Origin of the sequence: Corynebacterium glutamicum ATCC 13032, assembly GCF_000011325.1 — a bacterium.
In the GTDB taxonomy this organism is placed as follows: domain Bacteria; phylum Actinomycetota; class Actinomycetes; order Mycobacteriales; family Mycobacteriaceae; genus Corynebacterium; species Corynebacterium glutamicum.
Genome location: NC_003450.3, coordinates 1,877,927 through 1,899,207 on the forward strand (window position 1 = coordinate 1,877,927; position 21,281 = coordinate 1,899,207).

At 48.3% G+C, this 21,281-nt stretch carries 14 protein-coding genes; 5 read left to right on the top strand and 9 right to left on the bottom strand.

The window, feature by feature from the left end; genetic code table 11:
* Positions 1 to 385 precede the first annotated feature (385 nt).
* From CGL_RS08865 to CGL_RS08875, 3 genes are read left to right on the top strand one after another with little or no spacing between them, the layout of a single operon-like run.
* A complete protein-coding gene (locus tag CGL_RS08865) occupies positions 386 to 1,477 on the top strand; it encodes a DNA cytosine methyltransferase (protein ID WP_011265811.1) in 1,092 nt (363 codons plus the stop codon).
* Between the two features lie 8 nt (positions 1,478 to 1,485).
* Positions 1,486 to 2,562: a restriction endonuclease PLD domain-containing protein gene (locus CGL_RS08870; protein WP_011014621.1), complete on the top strand. Its 1,077-nt coding sequence runs from the start codon at positions 1,486 to 1,488 to the stop codon at positions 2,560 to 2,562.
* Positions 2,563 to 2,602: 40 nt separating this feature from the next.
* The gene (locus CGL_RS08875) at positions 2,603 to 4,462 is read left to right on the top strand and encodes a Z1 domain-containing protein (protein WP_227747667.1); all 1,860 of its coding nucleotides are present in this window, start codon (positions 2,603 to 2,605) and stop codon (positions 4,460 to 4,462) included.
* Positions 4,463 to 4,540: 78 nt separating this feature from the next.
* On the opposite strand, the gene CGL_RS08880 is transcribed toward CGL_RS08875, so the two are convergent.
* Entirely contained in the window at positions 4,541 to 6,064 is a 1,524-nt protein-coding gene (locus tag CGL_RS08880) for a hypothetical protein (RefSeq protein WP_011014623.1), read from the bottom strand.
* A gap of 226 nt (positions 6,065 to 6,290) precedes the next feature.
* The gene (locus CGL_RS08885) at positions 6,291 to 6,962 is read right to left on the bottom strand and encodes a hypothetical protein (protein WP_011014624.1); all 672 of its coding nucleotides are present in this window, start codon (positions 6,960 to 6,962) and stop codon (positions 6,291 to 6,293) included.
* Positions 6,963 to 7,303: 341 nt separating this feature from the next.
* Between CGL_RS08885 and CGL_RS08890 the strand changes: the two genes are divergently transcribed.
* Both CGL_RS08890 and CGL_RS08895 read left to right on the top strand, forming a co-directional pair.
* A complete protein-coding gene (locus CGL_RS08890; RefSeq protein ID WP_011014625.1) occupies positions 7,304 to 9,124 on the top strand; it encodes a zinc-ribbon domain-containing protein in 1,821 nt (606 codons plus the stop codon).
* Positions 9,125 to 9,478: 354 nt separating this feature from the next.
* The gene (locus CGL_RS08895; RefSeq protein ID WP_011014626.1) at positions 9,479 to 9,667 is read left to right on the top strand and encodes a hypothetical protein; all 189 of its coding nucleotides are present in this window, start codon (positions 9,479 to 9,481) and stop codon (positions 9,665 to 9,667) included.
* 91 nt (positions 9,668 to 9,758) lie between these two features.
* On the opposite strand, the gene CGL_RS08900 is transcribed toward CGL_RS08895, so the two are convergent.
* From CGL_RS08900 to CGL_RS08930, 7 genes are all read right to left on the bottom strand, one after another.
* Positions 9,759 to 10,085 carry a helicase gene (locus CGL_RS08900; RefSeq protein ID WP_227747668.1) on the bottom strand — a complete coding sequence of 109 codons (327 nt, stop codon included), beginning with the start codon at positions 10,083 to 10,085 and terminating at the stop codon, positions 9,759 to 9,761.
* A 216-nt stretch (positions 10,086 to 10,301) separates the two neighbouring features.
* Entirely contained in the window at positions 10,302 to 10,673 is a 372-nt protein-coding gene (locus tag CGL_RS15670; protein WP_227747669.1) for a hypothetical protein, read from the bottom strand.
* Positions 10,674 to 12,098: 1,425 nt separating this feature from the next.
* Positions 12,099 to 13,781: a type IV secretory system conjugative DNA transfer family protein gene (locus tag CGL_RS08910; protein ID WP_011265814.1), complete on the bottom strand. Its 1,683-nt coding sequence runs from the start codon at positions 13,779 to 13,781 to the stop codon at positions 12,099 to 12,101.
* A gap of 121 nt (positions 13,782 to 13,902) precedes the next feature.
* The gene (locus tag CGL_RS08915) at positions 13,903 to 15,111 is read right to left on the bottom strand and encodes a DUF7487 domain-containing protein (protein ID WP_011014630.1); all 1,209 of its coding nucleotides are present in this window, start codon (positions 15,109 to 15,111) and stop codon (positions 13,903 to 13,905) included.
* A 347-nt stretch (positions 15,112 to 15,458) separates the two neighbouring features.
* Positions 15,459 to 16,706, bottom strand: a complete 1,248-nt coding sequence (locus tag CGL_RS08920; protein ID WP_011014631.1) for a hypothetical protein — start codon at positions 16,704 to 16,706, stop codon at positions 15,459 to 15,461.
* A gap of 103 nt (positions 16,707 to 16,809) precedes the next feature.
* Positions 16,810 to 19,305 carry a hypothetical protein gene (locus tag CGL_RS08925; protein WP_011014632.1) on the bottom strand — a complete coding sequence of 832 codons (2,496 nt, stop codon included), beginning with the start codon at positions 19,303 to 19,305 and terminating at the stop codon, positions 16,810 to 16,812.
* Positions 19,306 to 19,444: 139 nt separating this feature from the next.
* Positions 19,445 to 21,232 carry an AAA family ATPase gene (locus CGL_RS08930; protein WP_011014633.1) on the bottom strand — a complete coding sequence of 596 codons (1,788 nt, stop codon included), beginning with the start codon at positions 21,230 to 21,232 and terminating at the stop codon, positions 19,445 to 19,447.
* Positions 21,233 to 21,281 lie beyond the last annotated feature (49 nt).

The following is a 21,281-nucleotide window of genomic DNA, read 5'->3' on the forward strand; positions in this document are numbered from 1 at the left end:
TAATGGACATGCGGATGTGTGTAGTTACATCCATAATCATACTCTAAAACTTAATCGTTTTTAAAGTACTTTTAGAACTAGAAATGAAAGTTAAAAAACTTAGGTCTTTAGAGCACCGACAACCCCTCATCCGAGCTCAAAAATTTGTACTCGGCTGCCCTTGCGCATTAGGATTCTCTCAACTAAGACATGTTCACCACGGCACCAAAAAGACACCATTTTATGCCGCACATTTGTTCACTACATTCACTGAAAAATCTTGTTGACCACTGACAACTAGCAAGAAGCGGCAAATATGTGCGGCTTGGCATAAACTGTGTCCATCGGTACCTGTGTAATAGACACACGGTAAACACGCACAAGATAAAACATTGCGAGATTTTTCATGAGTACAAAACCCACTATTGTGTCCACATTTTCTGGTTGCGGTGGCCTCGATCTTGGCCTCCAAGAGGTCGGATTCGACCCCATTTGGGCCAACGACTTCTCAGAAGAAGCAGTCCAAACCTATAAGCACAACATCGGTGACCACATTGTTCACGGCGACATCACTGAAATTGATCCGTTTACTGATGACACCATCCCTGACGGCGATCTCGTCACCGGCGGCTTCCCGTGCCAGGACTTCTCCATGATCTGGAAGCGTCCTGGACTCGACGGCAAGCGTGGCACCCTGTACCAAAACTTCCGTGACTTTGTTGCAGCAAAGAAGCCTAAAGCCTTTATCGCAGAAAACGTGAAGGGCCTACTCACTGCTAACCAGCACAAGGCTATTAAGACCATCATTGAAGACCTCGAAGCTGTTGAGCCTGGCTACATCGTCAAGCCTCGCCTGTACAACTTCGCTGAATACGGTGTCCCACAATTCCGCGAACGTGTGCTCATTGTTGGCATTCGCCGTGACACCGGCTTTGATTTCAAGCACCCAGCTCCTACCCATGGCCCTCGCGGTGACATGCCGTATAAGACTGCCGGCGAAGCGCTCAAAGGCGTGAAGGATGTCCCCACAAACAACAACCACATGAAGATCATGCCTCGCACCGTTGAAGTGCTTAAGCGCATCCCTGAGGGCGAAAACTTCACCGCGATCCCCAAAGATGACCCCTACTACGTCAAGGGCATGATTAGTCACGTTTACCGTCGCTTGCACCGTGATGAGCCATCCAAAACCCTTATCGCCGGTGGCGGCGGGGGTACATGGGGATACCATTATGAAGAAAATCGAGCATTGACCAACCGCGAGCGGGCTAGAATTCAATCGTTCCCCGATGACTTTGAGTTTTTGGGATCAAACACCGAAGTCCGCCGCCAAATCGGTAATGCTGTTCCTCCTGTAGGTATGCACGCTGTGGGTGAGCGACTGATGAACCTGTACACCGGGAATTACACTCCCGTCGATCTAGAGGAACAGCACGCGTACCTGCAGACGCTCTCCATTAAGGAACGTCTCGCGCTGGCTGATCAGGAAGCTGATTAAGTAGATATATGAAGCCCACCGTTAATGTTGTGTTCAATGCGCATCACCCCAAAGATACGCAGCCGTTGGATAAGTTCTTCGATAAAGAACTTAAAGACACACATCATCTCGATATAACGGTGGGTTATATCAGTGAGAAATCACTACAATATTTGCTTCTTATTGCAGGCACTCACCCCGACCTCACCATCACACTCACCTGTGGAATGCACGCTCGTGAAGGCATGACTGCTGCCCAACTGCATCATGCGCGAGTGCTCCATGACTACTTAAGCGACCATGATCGAGGCGGGGTGTTCGTTATTCCCCGATTGCGTTATCACGGCAAAATCTATCTTTTCCACAAGAACCAGCACACAGATCCTATTGCTTATATCGGTAGCGCTAACCTCTCAGCCATCGTTCCTGGGTACACCTCTACATTCGAGACCGGCGTCATCTTAGACCCCGCACCTGAAGATCTCGTGCTTCATCTCAACCGTGATGTCGTACCCCTATGTGTCCCCATTGACACCGCGCATGTCCCCATCATTAAAGATCAAGAATCCCCGATGAAGCACGTCGCTGAAGCAACAGCTGTGTCCACCTCTGATGTTGTTGCCATCATGTCCAGCCCATTTACTTATAGTTTTGACCTTAAACTCAAAGCCACTGCCAGCAGCAACCTCAATGCTCATAACTCAGGCGGTGGCGCGCGCAAACAGAAAAACGGTAGCTTCCTTGCACGCAATTGGTATGAGGGCGAAATCATTGTCGGTGTCGAGACAACAAGACTCCCAGGTTACCCACAAAACAAATCCGAATTCACTGCGGTCACTGATGACGGCTGGTCATTTGTTTGCAAAATCAGCGGAGGAAACGGAAAGAACCTACGCAGCAAAGGTGACCTGTCCATCCTCGGTACGTGGTTAAAGTCTCGATTCATTGAACAAGGTGCCCTGGAATACGGCGAGGATGCCACCCAAGAAAACATCGACCGTTTTGGGAGAACACATATGACCATGCGCTATCACCCAGATTTCGATGTGTGGTCATTCGATCTCAGCCAAACCCCGAAGCCTTCGACACAGATTGGGCAGGATTAATTTGTCACACCACACTCACCTCAATAACTACATCACGAGCTTGAGTGATAACGCTGATCTCCGTGAAAAAGTCACCGCAACCGTAGACGCTTTCCGCCATACCGTCATGGATGACTTCGACTACATCAGTGATCAACAAGTCCTGCTTTATGGCGATGTCCAAAGCGGTAAAACCTCACACATGCTGGGAATTATCGCAGATTGCCTCGACAGTACGTTTCACACCATTGTTATTCTGACCTCGCCTAACACACGGCTCGTGCAACAAACATACGACCGTGTTGCCCAAGCATTTCCAGATACTTTGGTGTGCGACCGTGACGGATACAATGATTTCCGTGCGAATCAAAAGAGCCTCACCCCGCGAAAATCTATCGTAGTCGTCGGAAAAATACCTGCAGTTCTTGGTAATTGGTTACGCGTCTTTAACGACAGTGGCGCACTTTCTGGACACCCTGTACTCATTATTGATGACGAAGCAGATGCGACAAGTCTCAACACCAAAGTAAATCAGTCTGATGTTTCGACCATTAACCACCAGCTCACTAGCATAAGAGACCTTGCCACAGGATGCATCTACCTTCAGGTCACAGGTACACCTCAAGCGGTGCTTCTTCAAAGCGACGATAGCAACTGGGCAGCGGAACATGTGCTTCACTTCGCACCTGGTGAGAGCTACATCGGTGGTCAACTTTTCTTTTCTGAGCTCAACAACCCTTATCTACGACTTTTCGCTAATACCCAATTTGACGAGGATTCTCGCTTCAGCGACGCCATTTACACCTATCTCTTAACCGCAGCACTGTTCAAACTTCGCGGTGAAAGCTTGTGTACCATGCTCATTCACCCCAGCCACACTGCATCCAGTCATAGAGACTTCGCGCAAGAAGCCCGCCTCCAACTCACTTTCGCCTTCGAGCGATTCTATGAACCAATGATTCAGCACAATTTCCAACGTGCTTATGAACAGCTCGCACAAACTGACAGCAACCTGCCACCCTTGAGAAAAATTCTTAACATTCTTGGTGGCATGGAAGATGACTTCTCCATCCACATCGTCAATAGCGACAACCCGACTGTTGAGGAAGATTGGGCTGATGGTTATAACATTATTGTCGGTGGCAACTCGCTTGGGCGCGGTTTAACATTCAACAACTTGCAAACCGTTTTCTACGTGCGCGAATCCAAGCGACCACAAGCAGACACCCTGTGGCAGCACGCCCGCATGTTTGGCTACAAACGCCACAAAGACACCATGCGTGTGTTCATGCCGGCCACTATTGCTCAAACCTTCCAAGAGGTCTATCTCGGCAACGAAGCTATTAAAAATCAGCTCGATCATGGCACGCATATCAACGACATTCGGGTCATTTTAGGTGATGGCGTCGCACCTACTCGTGCCAATGTTCTCGACAAACGCAAAGTTGGAAACCTCAGCGGTGGCGTCAACTACTTTGCCGCTGATCCTAGAATCAAGAATGTCGAAGCACTCGACAAAAAACTCTTGGCCTACTTAGACAAGCACGGTGAGGACTCCACCATCGGTATGCGCGCGATAATCACCATTCTCAACGCCTTTACTGTAGACCCCAACGATCTCGACCTCGCGACCTTCAAGGCTGCGCTCCTTGACTTTGAACGCAACCAACCTCATCTCACAGCACGTATGGTGCTGCGAACAAACCGCAAAGTCAATCAGGGTACAGGCGCCCTGCTCTCCCCTACTGATCAAGCTCTCAGCCGTGCAGAAGTCGCACACCCATTATTGATCCTATACCGCATTGAAGGTGTTAACGATGCTGCTGCGCAACGAGGTGAACCTACGTGGTCAAGCGACCCTATCTGGGTGCCTAATATTAAACTCCCTGGTCAACGTCAATTCTGGTGCGTAGACGGCTAAACCTCGCCACCACCAAAAAACATACAAACACCGCTGTTGATTACGTTCAACAGCGGTGTTTTTTATCGCTCACGACACTTAAGCATCTTCAATACGCCTAAAGGCTCGCGCGACTTCTTTATCAAAGTGACCCTGGGCGAGATCACGCCAATGCGGAAGCTCCACCAGCATGATGCGGAATGCTCGGGTGGTCTTATATTTACCCATAGCAGACAGCGGATCATCCTCTGTGCCAGATAGAGCTTCTTCACCCTCAGAGTAGACACGCGACTGCTCCACTCCTGCTTGCGCGCGCATAAGTGCAATATCTTCCTGCGACAACGCCTCAATCAACACAGTGCCATCGACAGCATTAACCAAGCCGTTGTTAGCAGTCACCCGGAAATTCGGATCTTGAGCAAAAGCGTGCAGGCTCTCATCATAGGCTGCAGTGAGCTCATCTTCGAGTGAGTCCTGCAGGATGTGGCCGAATTGATCAGCCAGCATATCTCGTGACACCTTGCCTTCGGCATAACGCTTCAACCGCATGTCAGCGAGCTTATGTTCTGCATTCTCCTGATCGTGAATGAATTCATCATTGACCTCTGCTTCTTCAGACAGAGATTTCTTTTTCACCTTCGTACCAGTAGCCACGGGGAAGCCCTGAGCACTGTCTTCGAACTCATCATCAAAAACGTCATATTCAGACTCCATGAAATCACGAGCATTCATGACAGACTCATCCCCCTCGTCATAATCCGGCGTGTCATCGTACTCATCTTTCGCGATCATCGTGTCCACGATGTCCATGATTTCTGCTGAATACACATCCATATCCAGGCGTGCAATATCAGAGTCATCGAGCCCAGTCGCCTTTTTATAAATATCGACGGCACGCTGAGTACGAATCGACTGCGCCATGCGCTTTTCCAGCATCGCCATAAAGTCCGGTGCATTTTGATTCACATCGAATTCATTAGCGCTCGACAGTGTTGGAATAGTCTGCAACGAGTATTCGCGACCCGGTTGGATAATCTGGTTAGCAAACAACATGAACGACATCGGCCAAATCGTTTCATTGCGTGACCACACCGGATACTGACCCGCACGGAAGACGATGGCGTTCTGCGATGGCAGAGTATTTAGGTCATTATAAGACACCACCGGCTCTTTTTCAGTTGCAGACGTGTACGACACTTTACCCTCGGTGCGCATAACTAACTGTGCCAAGTCACGGGTTACGGTCTTTGAATTTCTGCGTACAACATGTCGCTCACCTGACCAATCCACCAACGTCTTAATCATTGTTTCGTCTGTGGATTTCAAGAAGATAATGTTGGACGTGTTGTGGGTCGGGATCATATCGTCAGTGATGTAGAGATGGTCACGGTCGGCAATGCTGATGCATTGCACGGTATCGCGGCGGGAGAATTCTACAGAGACGATTTCATTGTCTGCTGCGGGCACGTCGAGACGTGCCCGATCTGCTGGATCGAAGTTGTCGAGGATCTCTGGCGCCCGCGCTGCGACACCAGGCAGAAACACCTTATCCCCTCGTGCCAGCATCGCTTTAAGCTCTGCCGTGGTGACGATTCTGCGCTCGCCAGCAAGTGTTTGCGTCATACTATAAACCCCTTCAATTAAATCAAGTAATTAATATACTAACTTAATTGAGTTTATTTTTACGGTTTAATTTACTCTAAGCGAAGACGCCCGGAATCACCATAAGCACCGTTTCCAGACGCAGAAACTAATTGAGCATATTGTAAAATATAGCTATGCTGACAATGATTCCGCCACGACCATCTACACAGCTGACAGATAGAAGCGTTGAGAAGTGTTTTAAGTGTTAGCGATTAAAGCGCCCACAAATATAACCAACAGCAAATCCAGCAAGAGCACTTGTTGTTGCGCTCTCGACAGGACGGGTGGCTATATCCTCGGCAGGACTATCGGGGCTATCAGCATTATCTTCGTCATAAAAATCAGTGAGTATGCCATCAATAAAGTCATCCATGATTGATGTGATGAAACTGGCGACTGCAATGAGCAGCAGCGATACGCACATAATCCATGCAGGTGCATCACTAAACGTATTAGGTGTGCTTGGGACGATGAATCCAAATGTAACAGAGTAGACAAGTCCGGGAATTAGTAGCGCATAAATAGCAATTAATACTACATAAGCAATAACAACACTGAACCTAGAAGAAGTCTTGTTGACGTAAAGCGCCATGCGACGTGCGATATGCGCGAACTCATGGCGACCGTGCACTACTCTATACATTGTTATCGCCATGTAGATCGCCAGGATTACTACGGATACAATCATTGCAGTCGAAGTTAGCCCTTCGACCAATGGAGTTGGCGCAATCATCAAAACCAGCAGCAGCGCTCTAATCTTGCGGACGAATAATGTGCGCAACATACTTCCTGCAATTTGCATATTGCTAGGATCGTCTGTGCCCCTGCCACGTCCGCCCTTGAGGTAGTGGTCTTCAATTCTATTGGTATTAGTCACTGGACTTTTTTCTCCTTGTGTAAATGTTCCTGAAAATAGTAGACTCATTCGACTTTTAGGAATGGCAATTAACTCTGTCGATGAAACTGTGAAGTAAAAGCAGTTTCAGTAAAAGCACATCTATACGTGCTCTCACTATCACTGTGCGCGCATCATAAAAACGCGCAAGCACTATATAAATATCAACAGTTTCTGCACAATAATCAGAAAACAATAAATAAGCTGGTCACCACAGCAACTCACCCCACCCGGTCCCCCTTTTTTCCTCACTGACACCGGAGCCGCCTCAAGCACCACGCTGCAATCACAGAAGCTAGTTGAGCATATTGTAGAATATAACTATGCCAACACTGCTTATTGACACCCATCCGCATCTTGCAGCGCAACTTCTTGACCCTGGTTTAGGTGAACTTCTTACAGCCGGTTCCAACAAAAAAGTGCAGTGGCAGTGCCCTAAGCACTCCAATCACATCTGGACGGCCTCGGTTAATAACCGCACCAATGCAAAGAACCCGCGCTGCCCCTATTGTGCCGGAACACGAGTGTTGGCAGGTTTTAATGATCTCGCCACCACTCACCCGCATCTTGCTGTACAGCTGGTTGACCAAGATATTGCCGTCACCATTTCCGCTGGTTCTGGCAAAAGACAACTGTGGCAGTGTGTAGTAAACCCAAAACACCAGTGGTTGGCTACGCCAAATAATCGCACGAGTACTAAATCTGCGAGTTCTGGTTGCCCCTACTGTGCCAACCGAGCGGTATTAGTCGGTGACAATGACTTTGCAACAACCTACCCCGAACTTGCAGCGCAATTAGTAGATCAATCTGCAGCGACAACCTTTACAGCCGGCCACAACAAGCCTGTTGAGTGGATCTGTTGCAAGCATGAACCACCATTTATCTGGAAAACCTCACCAATTTTGCGTGTACGACAGAACACCCAGTGCCCTGTGTGCTCAGAGCGAACTGTGGCGCCGGCGCTTAATGATCTTGCAACCACTCACCCTAAACTTGCCGAGCAAATTGCAGATCCTCAACCAAGTGGTGTGAGCGCCGCGGCCATTATCCCCACCATTAGCAGGGGTTCCCATACGCAATTAACATGGCAATGTTCTAAAAATCATGACCACCAATGGGTCGCCACAGTAAAGGATCGTGTTCGCGGAACAGACTGCCCCACCTGCGCAAATACAGGAACTTCACGCAAAGAGGCTGAACTTATTGAGGTCATCCGTGCATTATTCCCAAACACTGATGTCCAGCAAGGTGCGCTCATTAATGGACGTACCGGTAATCAAGGTGCATCGCCGTCAACCGATGTACTCATACCGTCCAAAAATCTCGCTATCGAGTTCAACGGCCTGTACTGGCACTCTGAGCTTTTCATCAAAGATAAGCATTATCATGCGAACAAATCAGCTCTCGCAGAACAAGCCGGTGTGCAGCTCATTCATGTGTGGGAGGACGACTGGAATCTTCGCCGCGACATTGTGATCCGCATGATCGCACACAAGCTTCATGCAACCCATAACCTCAGTGCTGTTTTGCCTACCGAAACTACTGACTCACGTGTGGCAACCACCGCTTTCGCCCGTACACTCACACTGTCGGTGGTCTCTGGTTCACGCGCTGCTGCATTCTTGAACAGCAACCATATTCAGGGTGCTGTCTCGGCCACTAAGCACTTTGCCCTGTGCGACAACAACGACGATATTCGAGCACTCCTGTCGGTGCGCTCACCAAAAAACAATGCCCGCATGTATCGCAAAAAAGGCACATGGGAAATCCAGCGCTATGCGACACTCGGTAACGTCCCTGGCGGTTTTACTAGGCTGCTGAAGTTTGCCGAGCACACACTCAACGAACACAGCACAGTACTCAAGCAATGGATCTCATTTTCTGCTGCTGATGTCTCTGACGGCAGCCTGTATCGAACTGCCGGTTTTACCGCCGAGCAACAGCTTGCACCGGATTATCGCTATGTCGGTGGCGCAACAGGTTGGCGCCGAACACCCAAAGAAAGCTTCCAGCGCAAACGCTTTAGAGACGACCCAGCGTTGCTATGGAACGAATCTTGGACAGAGCACGAAGCAGCGCTCAACAACGAGCTCTACAGAATCTACGATGCCGGCAAAACCCGGTGGGTTAAAAATGTTGCTTGATTCTGCAGATTAGTTACTGAAACTGAATTAATGTAGGCTGCGTATGGCCTATTTTTGCTGGTTGTACAGTGTTTTTCCGCATTCGTAAGGGATGAGTGACCTGTCAGGTTGCCACTTCTAACCAAATAATAAGTAATCAATTTTAAAGGAAAAGAATTAAAGCATGTCTAAAAATACAAATATTTCGCCATTGCTCTCCTAGCACCCATCCTCGGCTTAGTCGCTGCAGGTTGCTCCACTACAGCTGAAGAGCCAGCTGCAACTCAGGTAGAAGAAACAACAGTCGCCCGAGTTGAACACGATACTTACGACACTATTGCTAACCAGCTACAAGATGCCGGTGTCTATGACGATGTGGCCTTTGCCGAAGGCTACTACCAGGAAATGGCTGAGGTTGTATGTGAAGCACGCGAAGAGGGTATCACCCACGAGGACACCCTGCATATGCTCAATGACATGATGGCAATGAAACGATCTGGCGAAGTACTCAATACGCTCGCTGATGTTCTCTATGCAAATGAATGCCCTGAATATCGAATCTAAATTGTTGGTTCACTCTGCATAGACACAACACCACACAACAAAAAACAACCCCCTAAGGATAATCCTCAGGGGGTTGTTCTGTTTCGACTCATTATGCTGCGCTTGCTGCATCCTGCTCGGCAGGAACCACAATCACTTCCCACAAATGCTCATCACAAGCCTCTGTGGTTGAGCCATCTTTACGTGTCACAGTAAATACATCTCGCTCACCCTGTGGGAACACACCGTCAATCTCGCTGACTGTCCCCTTTGGGGTAAGCACCTTCATACCTGCTTCTGCTTCGCCCATCGTGACCCATCCATCAGGTGTTGCGATCTTCGCCGTCAACGGCTGCGCATTACCTTGGAGAATCTTGTCTGAGGCTTCGCCATACACCTGAGTCAACTGCTGCAGTGTCTGCAGAATCAATGATGTCAATAGGTAACGCTTTGATCTTATCTCCACGTTTTCCCCTGACCCACACCGTACGTGCGACTTTCACCGCATACGGCGCTCCATCACTAGAGTTCTTATCCCTCCGGTGACTTGTGACCATTACTCCTGCTCTCATTACAAGAGCTATCAACGCTTCGATCACTACTTTTCAACACTCGTTCGACTGCTTATTATTCTTCGTCAGTCTACGCAAAACCGCTATCCAAAAACTTCTTCCTGAAACGGACCACTTACTAATAACTCGCCAATTGATTCTGCTGTTCTCGCCGTATATGGGATCTCCAAAAGTGTTAGCTCTCGGACTACAGTAAACGCTCGTTTTCGTCTGTCGTGCTCTTGTTGGATCGCGAAACGACTCTCTCCACCGAAATACTCAACTGGTCTAAAATGCTGCTCACCTTGGCACTCAATCAACAACCAGGGCTCGGTATCCTTGAAAACCAAAAAATCATAACTCAGTGGTCCTCCACCAACCCCCACCAAACCATCGAAAGTCTTTTGAGATTCAAACTGAAAATCATTCTTTAAAAGAAAGTCCCTGACATGTGACTCTTGGATTGATCCGTGCAAACAACCACACGATTGGCTAATACCCTGCCTCAACATAATCCCAGCAACAGCATTTTCGGAGCCGCACATACATCGGCACAACCACATTTGAGACCGCCCACCACCAGGGTAAAACCTGTCATCCGTACGAGACAGCACAGTCCACTGGTTAAATACCTTGCCAGTCAAATCTTCAAAAACAGCAGTTTCTCGTCGCTGTTCTATGCGATAGCACCCGCACGATATTGACCGACCCCGCAACAAAGACTGTTCCAATACGTCCCTTGTCGCTCCACACTCGCACTCGCAAAACCACGCCTTAGATAAGCGACCCCACTGCAGCACGTCCTCACCACGTCGAACAACAGACCATCGACCAAATGTGGAACCAACTAAATCCCTATTCTTTGAAAGCGACTCGATTTTTAGACAACCACACGATTTCGAATCACCATTCTTCAGTGACCCCGCAGCAAGATCTTTCTCAACACCGCAAGTACATCTGCAATGCCACATGGTGGTTTTCCTTCCTGTGGAGGAAACCCTACTTTCCGCTCGATCTATGACAGTCCATCGCCCAAACACCTGACCTATGAGATCCTGTAAGTTCTTACCCTGCATCCTTTTACGAACAGTCTCATAACGACGACAACCGCACGATGCGGTTTCATCAGCGTTCTTAAATCTAGAGGCCGGTGCATCATACTCCCTGCCACAATCACAAAGACATTGATACCGAACCTCAATCTTGCCACTTTTGTTTACACGATCGTTAGTGCGATAAAGAACTTTTATATGCCCGAAAGTTTTACCGGATAAATCATTAAACTTTCGTCGCCGATGTTGTTGCGGTGCTCGTATTGTCATCTCAAACTACTTTCAAATATATACCTTTATTTGTATATATTACCCCTTTTAATTAATTAAACAAGCTTTCAGCCTTGATAACAAGTGGTCCATTTCACTATAAAGTTATTAAATATTGGCAGCTATTTCACGCCGAATATCTTTCCCAGTTCCGTTTCACCTATCCGTTACATGCTGCCCTTAGGTGCTCACTCTGACCCTGCTCGCCTCGGATGTGCCTGTAACACATCAGGGAGGTTCATAAATTCAAGTCTTACTTGTCCCCTACGAGCACTAACGCATTTCTACGCCGAACAATTCAAGAGCCGTACATTCGCAAGTTCGTCAGTTATCTCACTCGATAACATTCTCACCCTAGGCAGTTTCTGGACACCCGGCATATCAGCGGCACATCAGATCACTCTGACGCTTTCGTAGCTACTGTGATCAAATCCCAGCACCTTTACGACCGACCTTCTGCCGACTCTAACGGGCTTTATACAGTTCTATTTTGTTCAAACCGCATACCGTAGCTTGGTGTGCACATTTCAGGGCGTTACTCCGTCATTCTGTGTATCAATGAAACAGTTTCTTGCAACTTTAAGCTGCAAGAGCGTAGTTTTTCGCTACGCAACTGGTCGCACTAAATTGTTGTTCTTGTCCCAGACCGATCGAGAGCATGGTTTCAAATCCCGCAATACCATGACCCTCACTCTGAAGGTTTCCCAACTCGTCCAACATGAAACGAGTCTTATAATCCGGCTTCTGATTCTCACGCGTCATATACGAGGAATCGAAGTTCAGATCCACAAGCTGTTTGATGAGAATCAAAATCAACTTCGCATATTTCATAAGATGCGGAGGCGTTACGAAGAACACTGCCTTAGGCTTCTCCGAATACCGCACATTCAGAGCCGACACCGCATCAACCATCGCATCAACCTGCTTGATCATGTCATGACCCGGCATATTGATCTGTTCCTGCGTGAGTTGGTCAAGATTCAGTTTCTTCGTCTTAAACTGCACATGACCTGGAACAAAGTCACCAGCATCGTTTTTCACCAGCTCGATCAGCAGACCATTCTTAATGATCTTCTCATCGGTCACCGGATCAGTAATAAACGCACGGCCTTTAAGGTTCGTTTGGTAGCCCTTGGTGAACTTGAAGTACAGAGTCTTGATCAACGTGCCAGAAGTACCATTGAGAATCCGCAAACGCAGGTACGCAGTATTACTCGGGAACGAGTCTTTAATATAGAACCGCGCCCAACCCTCAACCGACAGCGTGTCATCATGAACAAAATTCTTACCCAACGGCTTGGTGAACTTGGCGTCACTATACGCATCCCATTTCACCTGTGATCCAACCAGGTTGTAGCGCTTCACATAGGGGGCCGCAAAACGAACACCCATGCGCCGTGGAAACGACAATCCGGCCAAGTCAACGTTCTGACTTAGTGTGCCTGAGGTTAACGTTGAAATTGTGGGGTCTGTAAAGAAGGACATCGCTGTAATCGCGATACCGTAGACCGACGCCATCATTTTTTCAGCGCCACCCATTGCTTTCAGGGCCTTATCTGCGTTGCCCACCAGAGTACGAACACTGGACTTTGGCAGACCGTCTGTGGCACTAAAGAACAAGGTGAGCATGTCTTTTTCTTTCTCACCCTCCCACAGAAACATTTCGTTCTCTTCGGCCTCTGTCACAGCATCCTGGAACATCATGGCTGCATTTTCATCAGTCTCTAAGTTACCGAATTCACCGGCACGTGCACGTTCATTGAGTCGCTCAACGGGATTCTTCAGCTTCTTTGCCGAAAGCTGCACAAAGAGCTGGTAGCAGTTGTAGAGCGTGACCTTACCCCACATCTGATCAATACGTGTATCAAGCACCTTGGCATCCCAATTCTCAGCTGCAGCCTGCTTGCGCATCTCGCGCTCCTCTTCCAAATAGAAGTCGATAAGACCATAGGCTGCACGCTTGAAGGCATTGTTGGCCGCATTCGGCCATACCGGATCATCGGCACCGTCCACCGGAAAGAACACCTCTGCGATATTTTCCACATAGGTTGCGCACTTCATCCCGTTACCTTCGCGAGCTGCTTCGGCTGCTAATCCCAACGGGTTATAAATATCAGTTTTCAGGTTGTTAATCAGGTTAAACTGAACAACCTGAAAACCGCGCTTAGACATCCGAACATAATTTTTCTTCAGCAACTCGCCTTTAGGGTCGTTGATACACATATTGTTCGGTCGAGTTTCCCTCGTCCACATGTCGATCATTGGCTCAATGTAGGTCTGACATGATCTTCAGGACTGTTCGCAACACAATCCTCGGGGGCGAACCCCTGCTCACGCTTTCACGTGAGATGAGATTATATGTTCATCTTAAGTGCTTAATAACTTAATAAGTTTGTCGAGAATCCCAATCAATTGAATCTAAACAACCACCATCAAACCACGCTCGCGCATCACTTAATCGAGGATGTCTTCCCTCACCATCAATAGAACTGCTGCCATCCCAAAAAACCAAATAATTCAACTTATTGATTCTTGCGGCCTCGCGCTTAGCCACATCAGTTTCGGTCCAGACACGAATGAAACTCCTATATCTAGATTGACCGCCAAACTCCGATTCAAGTTCATCTGCTCTACCCATCCAAAATCTAACAAGACTCTGGTCACGCTCGTCAGATGAATCAAACCAGTGGTCATTATGACTACGATCCCCATTCAATTCGATGAACATATCTCGGGATTTGATGTAGTAGTCAACATGAAAAGGATAACGATCATCCACAACCACATTTCGAAGTACATCGTCCATGCCAAAACGATTTTGAAGCAAAACTTCTAAGGCGTCCTCTGGTTTTGAATCATTTAATGTACCGTTCAATCTGCGAGCTTCGAAAATCTTCTCCCGAATTTCAGGTACCAAAACACTATCCGGCGCACCATAAAGCGATGTCATAGTTTCTTGTCTAGACTTTCGAACTTTTTCCGCAACTTCTGGGATTTGAGTCGGATAATCAACACCATGGCGATCATTCATCGTAGCCCTAAGGGTATTTTGCATTCTCAATAATATGTCTGGATCTTGATTCGGGTGCTCTACTCCATAACGTTCAACCAACGTGGCTGTTCTTTTCTCCCGCCCACGCTCAACAGCAACCTCATTGACAAACCGATCAAAGGTCGATTTATCAAAAACGTTATCGACTCCGTAGCGCTCCCTGACTGTAGCAATCTGCTTCAACTTCCAACACTCATCTCGCAAAACTCTATAGCGGGACTCACCCAGAATCGACCTGAATACCTTTGCGTAATCCCCGAATCCACAATCTAACGCCATAATTTTCTTCGATCTTCCAGCTTGGTATAGATCATCAAATTCACAACTCATCTCCCTATAGGCAGCTTCTACTTCATCATGGTTAAATCGTTTCTCAATAAAACTAATCTGATAATTTTGCACATCAGCTTTACTAAACCGAGTGCCCTTAACCAAATTCTGTTTCAATACCGATTGAATAGATAATCCGGTATGAGTTTTGATGTAGTCACCAGGGAAACCACGGAGGTACAAATCTGTTGCCTGTTGAAGAATTGTCATAAAAATATTCTACTAAATTAATGACATTACTATCGACAAACCTATTAAGTTATCAAACAACATAAGAGTTAGATTTTTCTTCTGCCATGAGCTTGCAGTTCTACTCCCCCACAAGGGGATAATCGTTGAACCTACCGCATGGTGTCACGCACTGTAGCGGTGTGGCTGCTAAAGACCCATTGTTACGTGATCTCTTAGGATTTAACCTTAAGACCATCTCTTCTTTTCTTTCCGCTTTCGCAACCATATCGGTATGAGTTTTCACTCTGCCGTTTCGGTAAGAAGAGCTTTAGGGATTCAAAGCAATTAACCTAAAAGTATGCGCTTGTCACCAAACGCACAGGGCCTTAGTTACCCTTACCTGCACGAGTCATAGCCAACACCAGCGTATTCACCGGAGCTTCATCAACCACATAAGCACCAGCTGGTCGCTGCGGCTCATAATCGGGAAACTCCCAATCCTCATTGATGTGCTGCGCGACAGTATCTTGCTTACCAGTCTTGTCACGATTACTACCACCAGGATTCCACTCAATCTTTGCTGGATTAAAGAACCGTCGCAGCTCGGGAAGATTCGGGACATCTGATTTGTCAAAAATCGCATGGCTAAATTCGTTGTCAATCATCGGCAAGCTCTTTGTGATCGGTTGTCCTGCACCGTCATAGAGCACTTCACCCTTTTCAGAGACAATTTCACCAGTGTCATTGTCGATAATTGTCTCCTGTGCAAACTGCGTTACATCCACCTTTTTCAAGCCCTTATTCGACAGCATCACATGGGAAATCATGCTTGAGGGCTGGACTGGTGAGTGTGCACCGACATCGGGGAACAGACTCAAATCGCGCACAATCTCCTGCGGAATCGCCAAACGTGCGTCATTGGTGTGCTGGTTAATATCGGTGGTGTCCACAGCGACGTTTTGTGTTTCTAGCTGACGCATCATTGCTGCGCGTGACATCGCATACACACCCGCTGCAACCGCAATCACAAACGTCACCCGAATAATGCCCACATGACCAAATAACAGCCAGCTACCCACCGAATTATCAATAGGTTCTGGTGCATCAAAGCCATGTTCTGCGAACACACTAGCTACATAATCGGCGTACCACACTGGCTCTTTAGGCACGCTACGCGTACAGTCGCCAAAATTATTGCCAAATTCATCAAGCGGTTGGTAGCACGTGGTGTGAGCACTACTGGTGCCGATTTGCTGTTCGACAGCAACATAATAGGGTCTCACACCAAGCTCATCAAAAAGCTCTTTGTCATTAGGTGAGCCAGTATTCATCATGGTCTGGATCAGCAGCCCGATACCGCCCCAGGCCAGCCACATCACAACCAGGACAAACACGCCCAGAATCGCAGCACCCACCTCAACCCACATCGGTGAGCGCATTTCTCCGATTTCACCGCGTGCCAGTTGCTGCTCATTGTGTACGTCACGGTTGCGGGCTTTATCCGTCACCCGCTGTTTTCGCAGCTGATCAAAGGTCCGATCAGTCTGCTTTAGATCTTTGGTGCCACCACCTTTGAAGGCTTTGCCACCAGACACATTGTCATAATCGCGTTTACTTGAACCGAATAATGCCATTGCCCTTACCTTTCTGTTGTTTTTTCTATACAAATGCCCGCCACACAATCACTTATGTGGCGGGCATCAACCCAATCGCCTATACAGCCCGCGCAACGATCTTTTAGAAGAAGGCTGCGCCAGCGACCATGCCGGCAATCAGCCCCACAATGAGGACGGCAATCAAAATGATGTTGTTGCTGCGATCCTGCTGCTTGACTGACTCAACAAACGTCATGGAGTTCGCCTCTGCTTGGGTGGCTCGATCGCGCTCAATAACAATCTCCGCCTCATGCGCCTCATTATTTACACGAATTTGCTCTTCCATGCGCTTGAGCGCCGCCTCAGCATCAAGACGTGCTGTGGTAATTTCCCGCTCAGCACGTTCCTCCGATGCAGCGACAATAGTGTCGCGACGCTTAAGCTCTGCTGCGAATTCCGCTTCCTGACGCTCAAGTGCCTTGCGCTGGGAGGCGATCATCTTATCGGTCTCGACGCGGATACCCTCGATGCGCTCTTCGGCTTCCTTGGTCAACTGTGCCACACGATTATCTGCAGCAAGCTTCTGCTCATTCACCGATGCCAAACGCAGGTCATCTTCGCGGTGATCAGCAATAAACTTGTCAAGATCAACAATGAAACCATCGAAAGCTGCTCGTTGCAGTTCTGCCTGGCGCTCCACAATCGGGCGCAATTCGTCAATAATGCGAGATTCTGCAGCGTTAGCCCGTTCACCAGCACGTGCACGACGCAGCGTGTTCATGCGTGCGGTGTAATCCTCAATGGTGCGATCCCGCAGGCTCGTCAGCTCTCGACCTACCGCTTCTAGTGATGCGGTATGGCGAGGCATATGACGGCGATCATACTCCACGCGCTGCTCCGCGATCTTTGCCATGACATATTCTTCACGGTTCGCCTCATACTCCTGCTGCAATTGCTGACGACGCTCTGACTCCACACGCTGTTGATCACCAGCCATAACATCGCGGTCACGCTCAATGGCACGGTAAACCTCGTAGAATTCGGAATCCTTATTATCCAGTCCAAGATCACGAGCGATCTCAAGATTAGAGCGATCATTAAGCGCAATGTACATCGCGCGCACTTCTTCGTAGTCACGCTGATGCTGATCAAGCAGCTGACCATTAAACACAGCCACCAATGTACGAAGCTGATCACCTAACCACGGTGTAGTCTCCTGGAATTGCGGCATCGCCACCTGGAACGGTGCCCTGGTCAAAGCATTATTGAAGTTTGCCTCATCGACATACAGCCCCAAGTCGTCATTAACATAACGTTTGGTGACAGCATCACCCACTTGATCGGCATCAAAGCTGCGGGCATCAGCTGCGTGCACCTGTGCCAATGCTGCCTGTGAATCCTGAACCGGATTGTAAGCCAGTGCTTGTGCAAGTTCTTCTCGCAAAGCATTAAGTTCTGAACCAGTCTTTGCTTGCACGGACTCAGACACACCACGAATCAGCGCCTGGATCTGCTCATCGGACATGCCGGCTACAGGTGCCGGTGCAGCAACAACATCGGATGCACCAAAATCTGGTTCATCATCACTGCCGAAAGGATCGTCTTCTGCTACATCACCAAAAGGATCTGCATCAGCTGTTGCTTCGACAACCTCCTCATCCTCTGGCTCAGTAACCTCGGCATCGTCAATACCAAATCCATCACTGAAATCCGGTACATCCACCTGTTCTGCTAGTGCGACATCATCAGGGCTCTCAATAACCACTGTGTCATGGGACTCCTGTGCATCAACATCCACTACGTCTGCGCTGTGAAGCACCGGCTGTGGTGCCACATGATGCTTGCCCTGCAACTTGGTGAACACATGCACAATATTGTCAATGATCTCTGCACTGCTCGGATAGGAATCCACATCAAGCTTCTCGCGAATGAGGTCATCCGTGATAACTCCCGCTGCATTGACACCCTCAAGACCATAAGGCACGTCGCCATCTTCGTCATCAATATCCACCTCAGAGGTCTCATTCAGCACCTCTAGGAAGGTGGCAATGACCTCAAAATCAACCACGTCTTCGAGGTCAGCAGCACCGCTAAGCACATCGCCGACCTCGGAAAAAATGTCACCGCGTGCCGAAGCGCTATTTTTCGCGGGCACCTTAAACACCACCAGCTCACCCGTGTCAGGTTCAATTGCAGCCACTCCGTAGTGCCAGCGTGCTTTGTTACGCAGTAAATCAAACTCATCCATGCGATCGAAAGAATCTGCATCAGGAATGACACCAAGCACATCGCTGTCAAGAAGTTCTGGAGTGACAACGGAATGAATATCATCGTTGACCACCAGGTTGATGATCGTGCCTTTATCCTCGCGGTTCTTTTCCTTAGCGTTGAGCCCACCGAATTGTGAATCGTGAGTTGGCAACAGCATGACTACCCAACCGGTCTCACCTGGCAAAGCGAATGCGTCATTGCGACGCATGACCTCGACTGCAGCACCTGGTTCGGTTTCCTGAATGACTGAGGCGAGTCGTTCTTCTTTGCGCAGTGGCTTTACTGCTGCATCGCCAGAAACAGCCCCCTCCCCCACTCCATGAGAACCTTTCGCTTTGGTGAAGCGATTTTTCAATGAATCGAGCATAACCCCTGCTTTCTGCTGTATTTCGAGAATCTACGTATTCGAAAACTATTAAAGTCGCGTAATTAATATAACACTAATTACGCGACTTTAATATTGAGTTTCTTTATGTTTAAAACTTATTTAAGCGACCCCAGAGTAATTAACCTTCGACACGCTTTATCACCACACGGGCCGTAGACACACGGTTAGTCTTATTACGCATCTGACCATCGACATCAACGTAAATGTCACGCACTTCTGGGTAGGTATTAATAAAGGTCGCCACTTCAGTGACCACTTCCCGCTGCAAAGACCGCACCGCACCACGGGCACCACCAGATTCAGCACTTTCCTCCACCTGATCCACAAGCAGAAACTCCATAACCTTTTGTGAACAGTGCAGTTTCACGCCGTGGCGTTCATAGACCTCAGTAGCCACATCCTGCAGCTTCTTGCTAATAATCCTGTCCTGTGTCGTCTCCGACAGCGGTTGAAAAGGCACAATTTCATCTACACGACCAAGAAGCTCAGGTGGAAAACCCTTATTCTTGATCGACGTGTGAATGTTTTTCACAAAGTCTTTGATCGCCCGACCATCGCCCGTGTCATCAGTGGCATAGTTCGAAATTGTCTCGAAAATCTCAGAACCAGCGTTAGTTGTCATGACGATATAGGTATTAAGAAAACTCACCTCACGGTTGTAATCGTCAGATAGTCGGCCATCATCAAGTACCTGCAGTAACAACCGCGCAATAGCTCGATCAGCTTTCTCAACCTCATCGAGCAGGACAATAGCGTTACCCTGGTCAGCGACACGACGAGTGAGCTCAGACCTGAAAAGGTCAAGACTTGATTCTAAGGCGAACTCTGACATGTCAAAACGAATCAATCGCCCAGTGTCATCACCAAAGAGCACCCGTGCTAGTTGCTTGACCAGCTCTGTTTTACCGACACCAGTAGGCCCGGTGAACAAGAAGTTCGACAGTGGCCGTGATTTATCATGAAGATCCGCCACCACCAGCTGCAAACGACGTGCTACCACAGTGGTGGCAAGACTTTGCGCCATTACCTTCTCATCAAGCTTGTCTTTAATGCTCGTACCATCGACCTTGAATGCAATATCGACACCAATAGCATCGTGGAGCACATCACCGAGCAGATCCATATCCATCGGCTTGCCGGAAAGTCGATGCCAACCAACCATCGCATCAAGGACACGAATGGATTTACGAGGCTGGACAGAACTCGGCATAAAACGCTCAGTGGTGGAGTAAATCTGCTCAAAAACGTGGTCGTCATAGAACTGATCACTTACGCCATAACGATCTGCCATACCACGCAAAATCGCCACAGTGGTCTTCTGATCGGTCGGCGTTAGTCGAATTTCCTGCAAACGCTCCGTCAATGCTTGGTTCGGCCTGATGTGTTCGTGAAATTCTTCGAGAGTTGTCGCAGCGATAACGCGCACACCAAGGACACCAGACATCGCCAAAATCGGCTTGATTGCCTCTACCGCAGCATTAGACAGCTGCACAATTTGGTGAAACTCATCAACGAACAGCACCAATTCATGACCTTCGTGCTTGCGATAGGCAATGGCGTCCTCAAACACACCTTTAATACGCGCAGCCATTTGCGCCGGGGTGCTCAAATCCGCAACCATTTTCGCTACATCGACCTCGATGTAGTTACGCTCTGGATCTTTCACCAGTGCTTGCTGTACCAACGTAGTTTTACCCGAACCAGCAGGACCCACAAGCATGACATTAGAAATCTCTGGACGCATCAGCGCGGCCATAATCTTATTGACTTCTTCTTCGCGCCCAATAATCTCACGCACCGGTACAGCAACAGGCGCTGCATACGAGCTCAAATAAGGGTACTTGTCTTCATCAATCTCACGATTAATCGACTCTCCCACCAACGTACCCGCCACAACCTGGGTCATCTTCCCACCTTTACAAAAAAGTTAATTGAATTTAATAATTAATTAAATA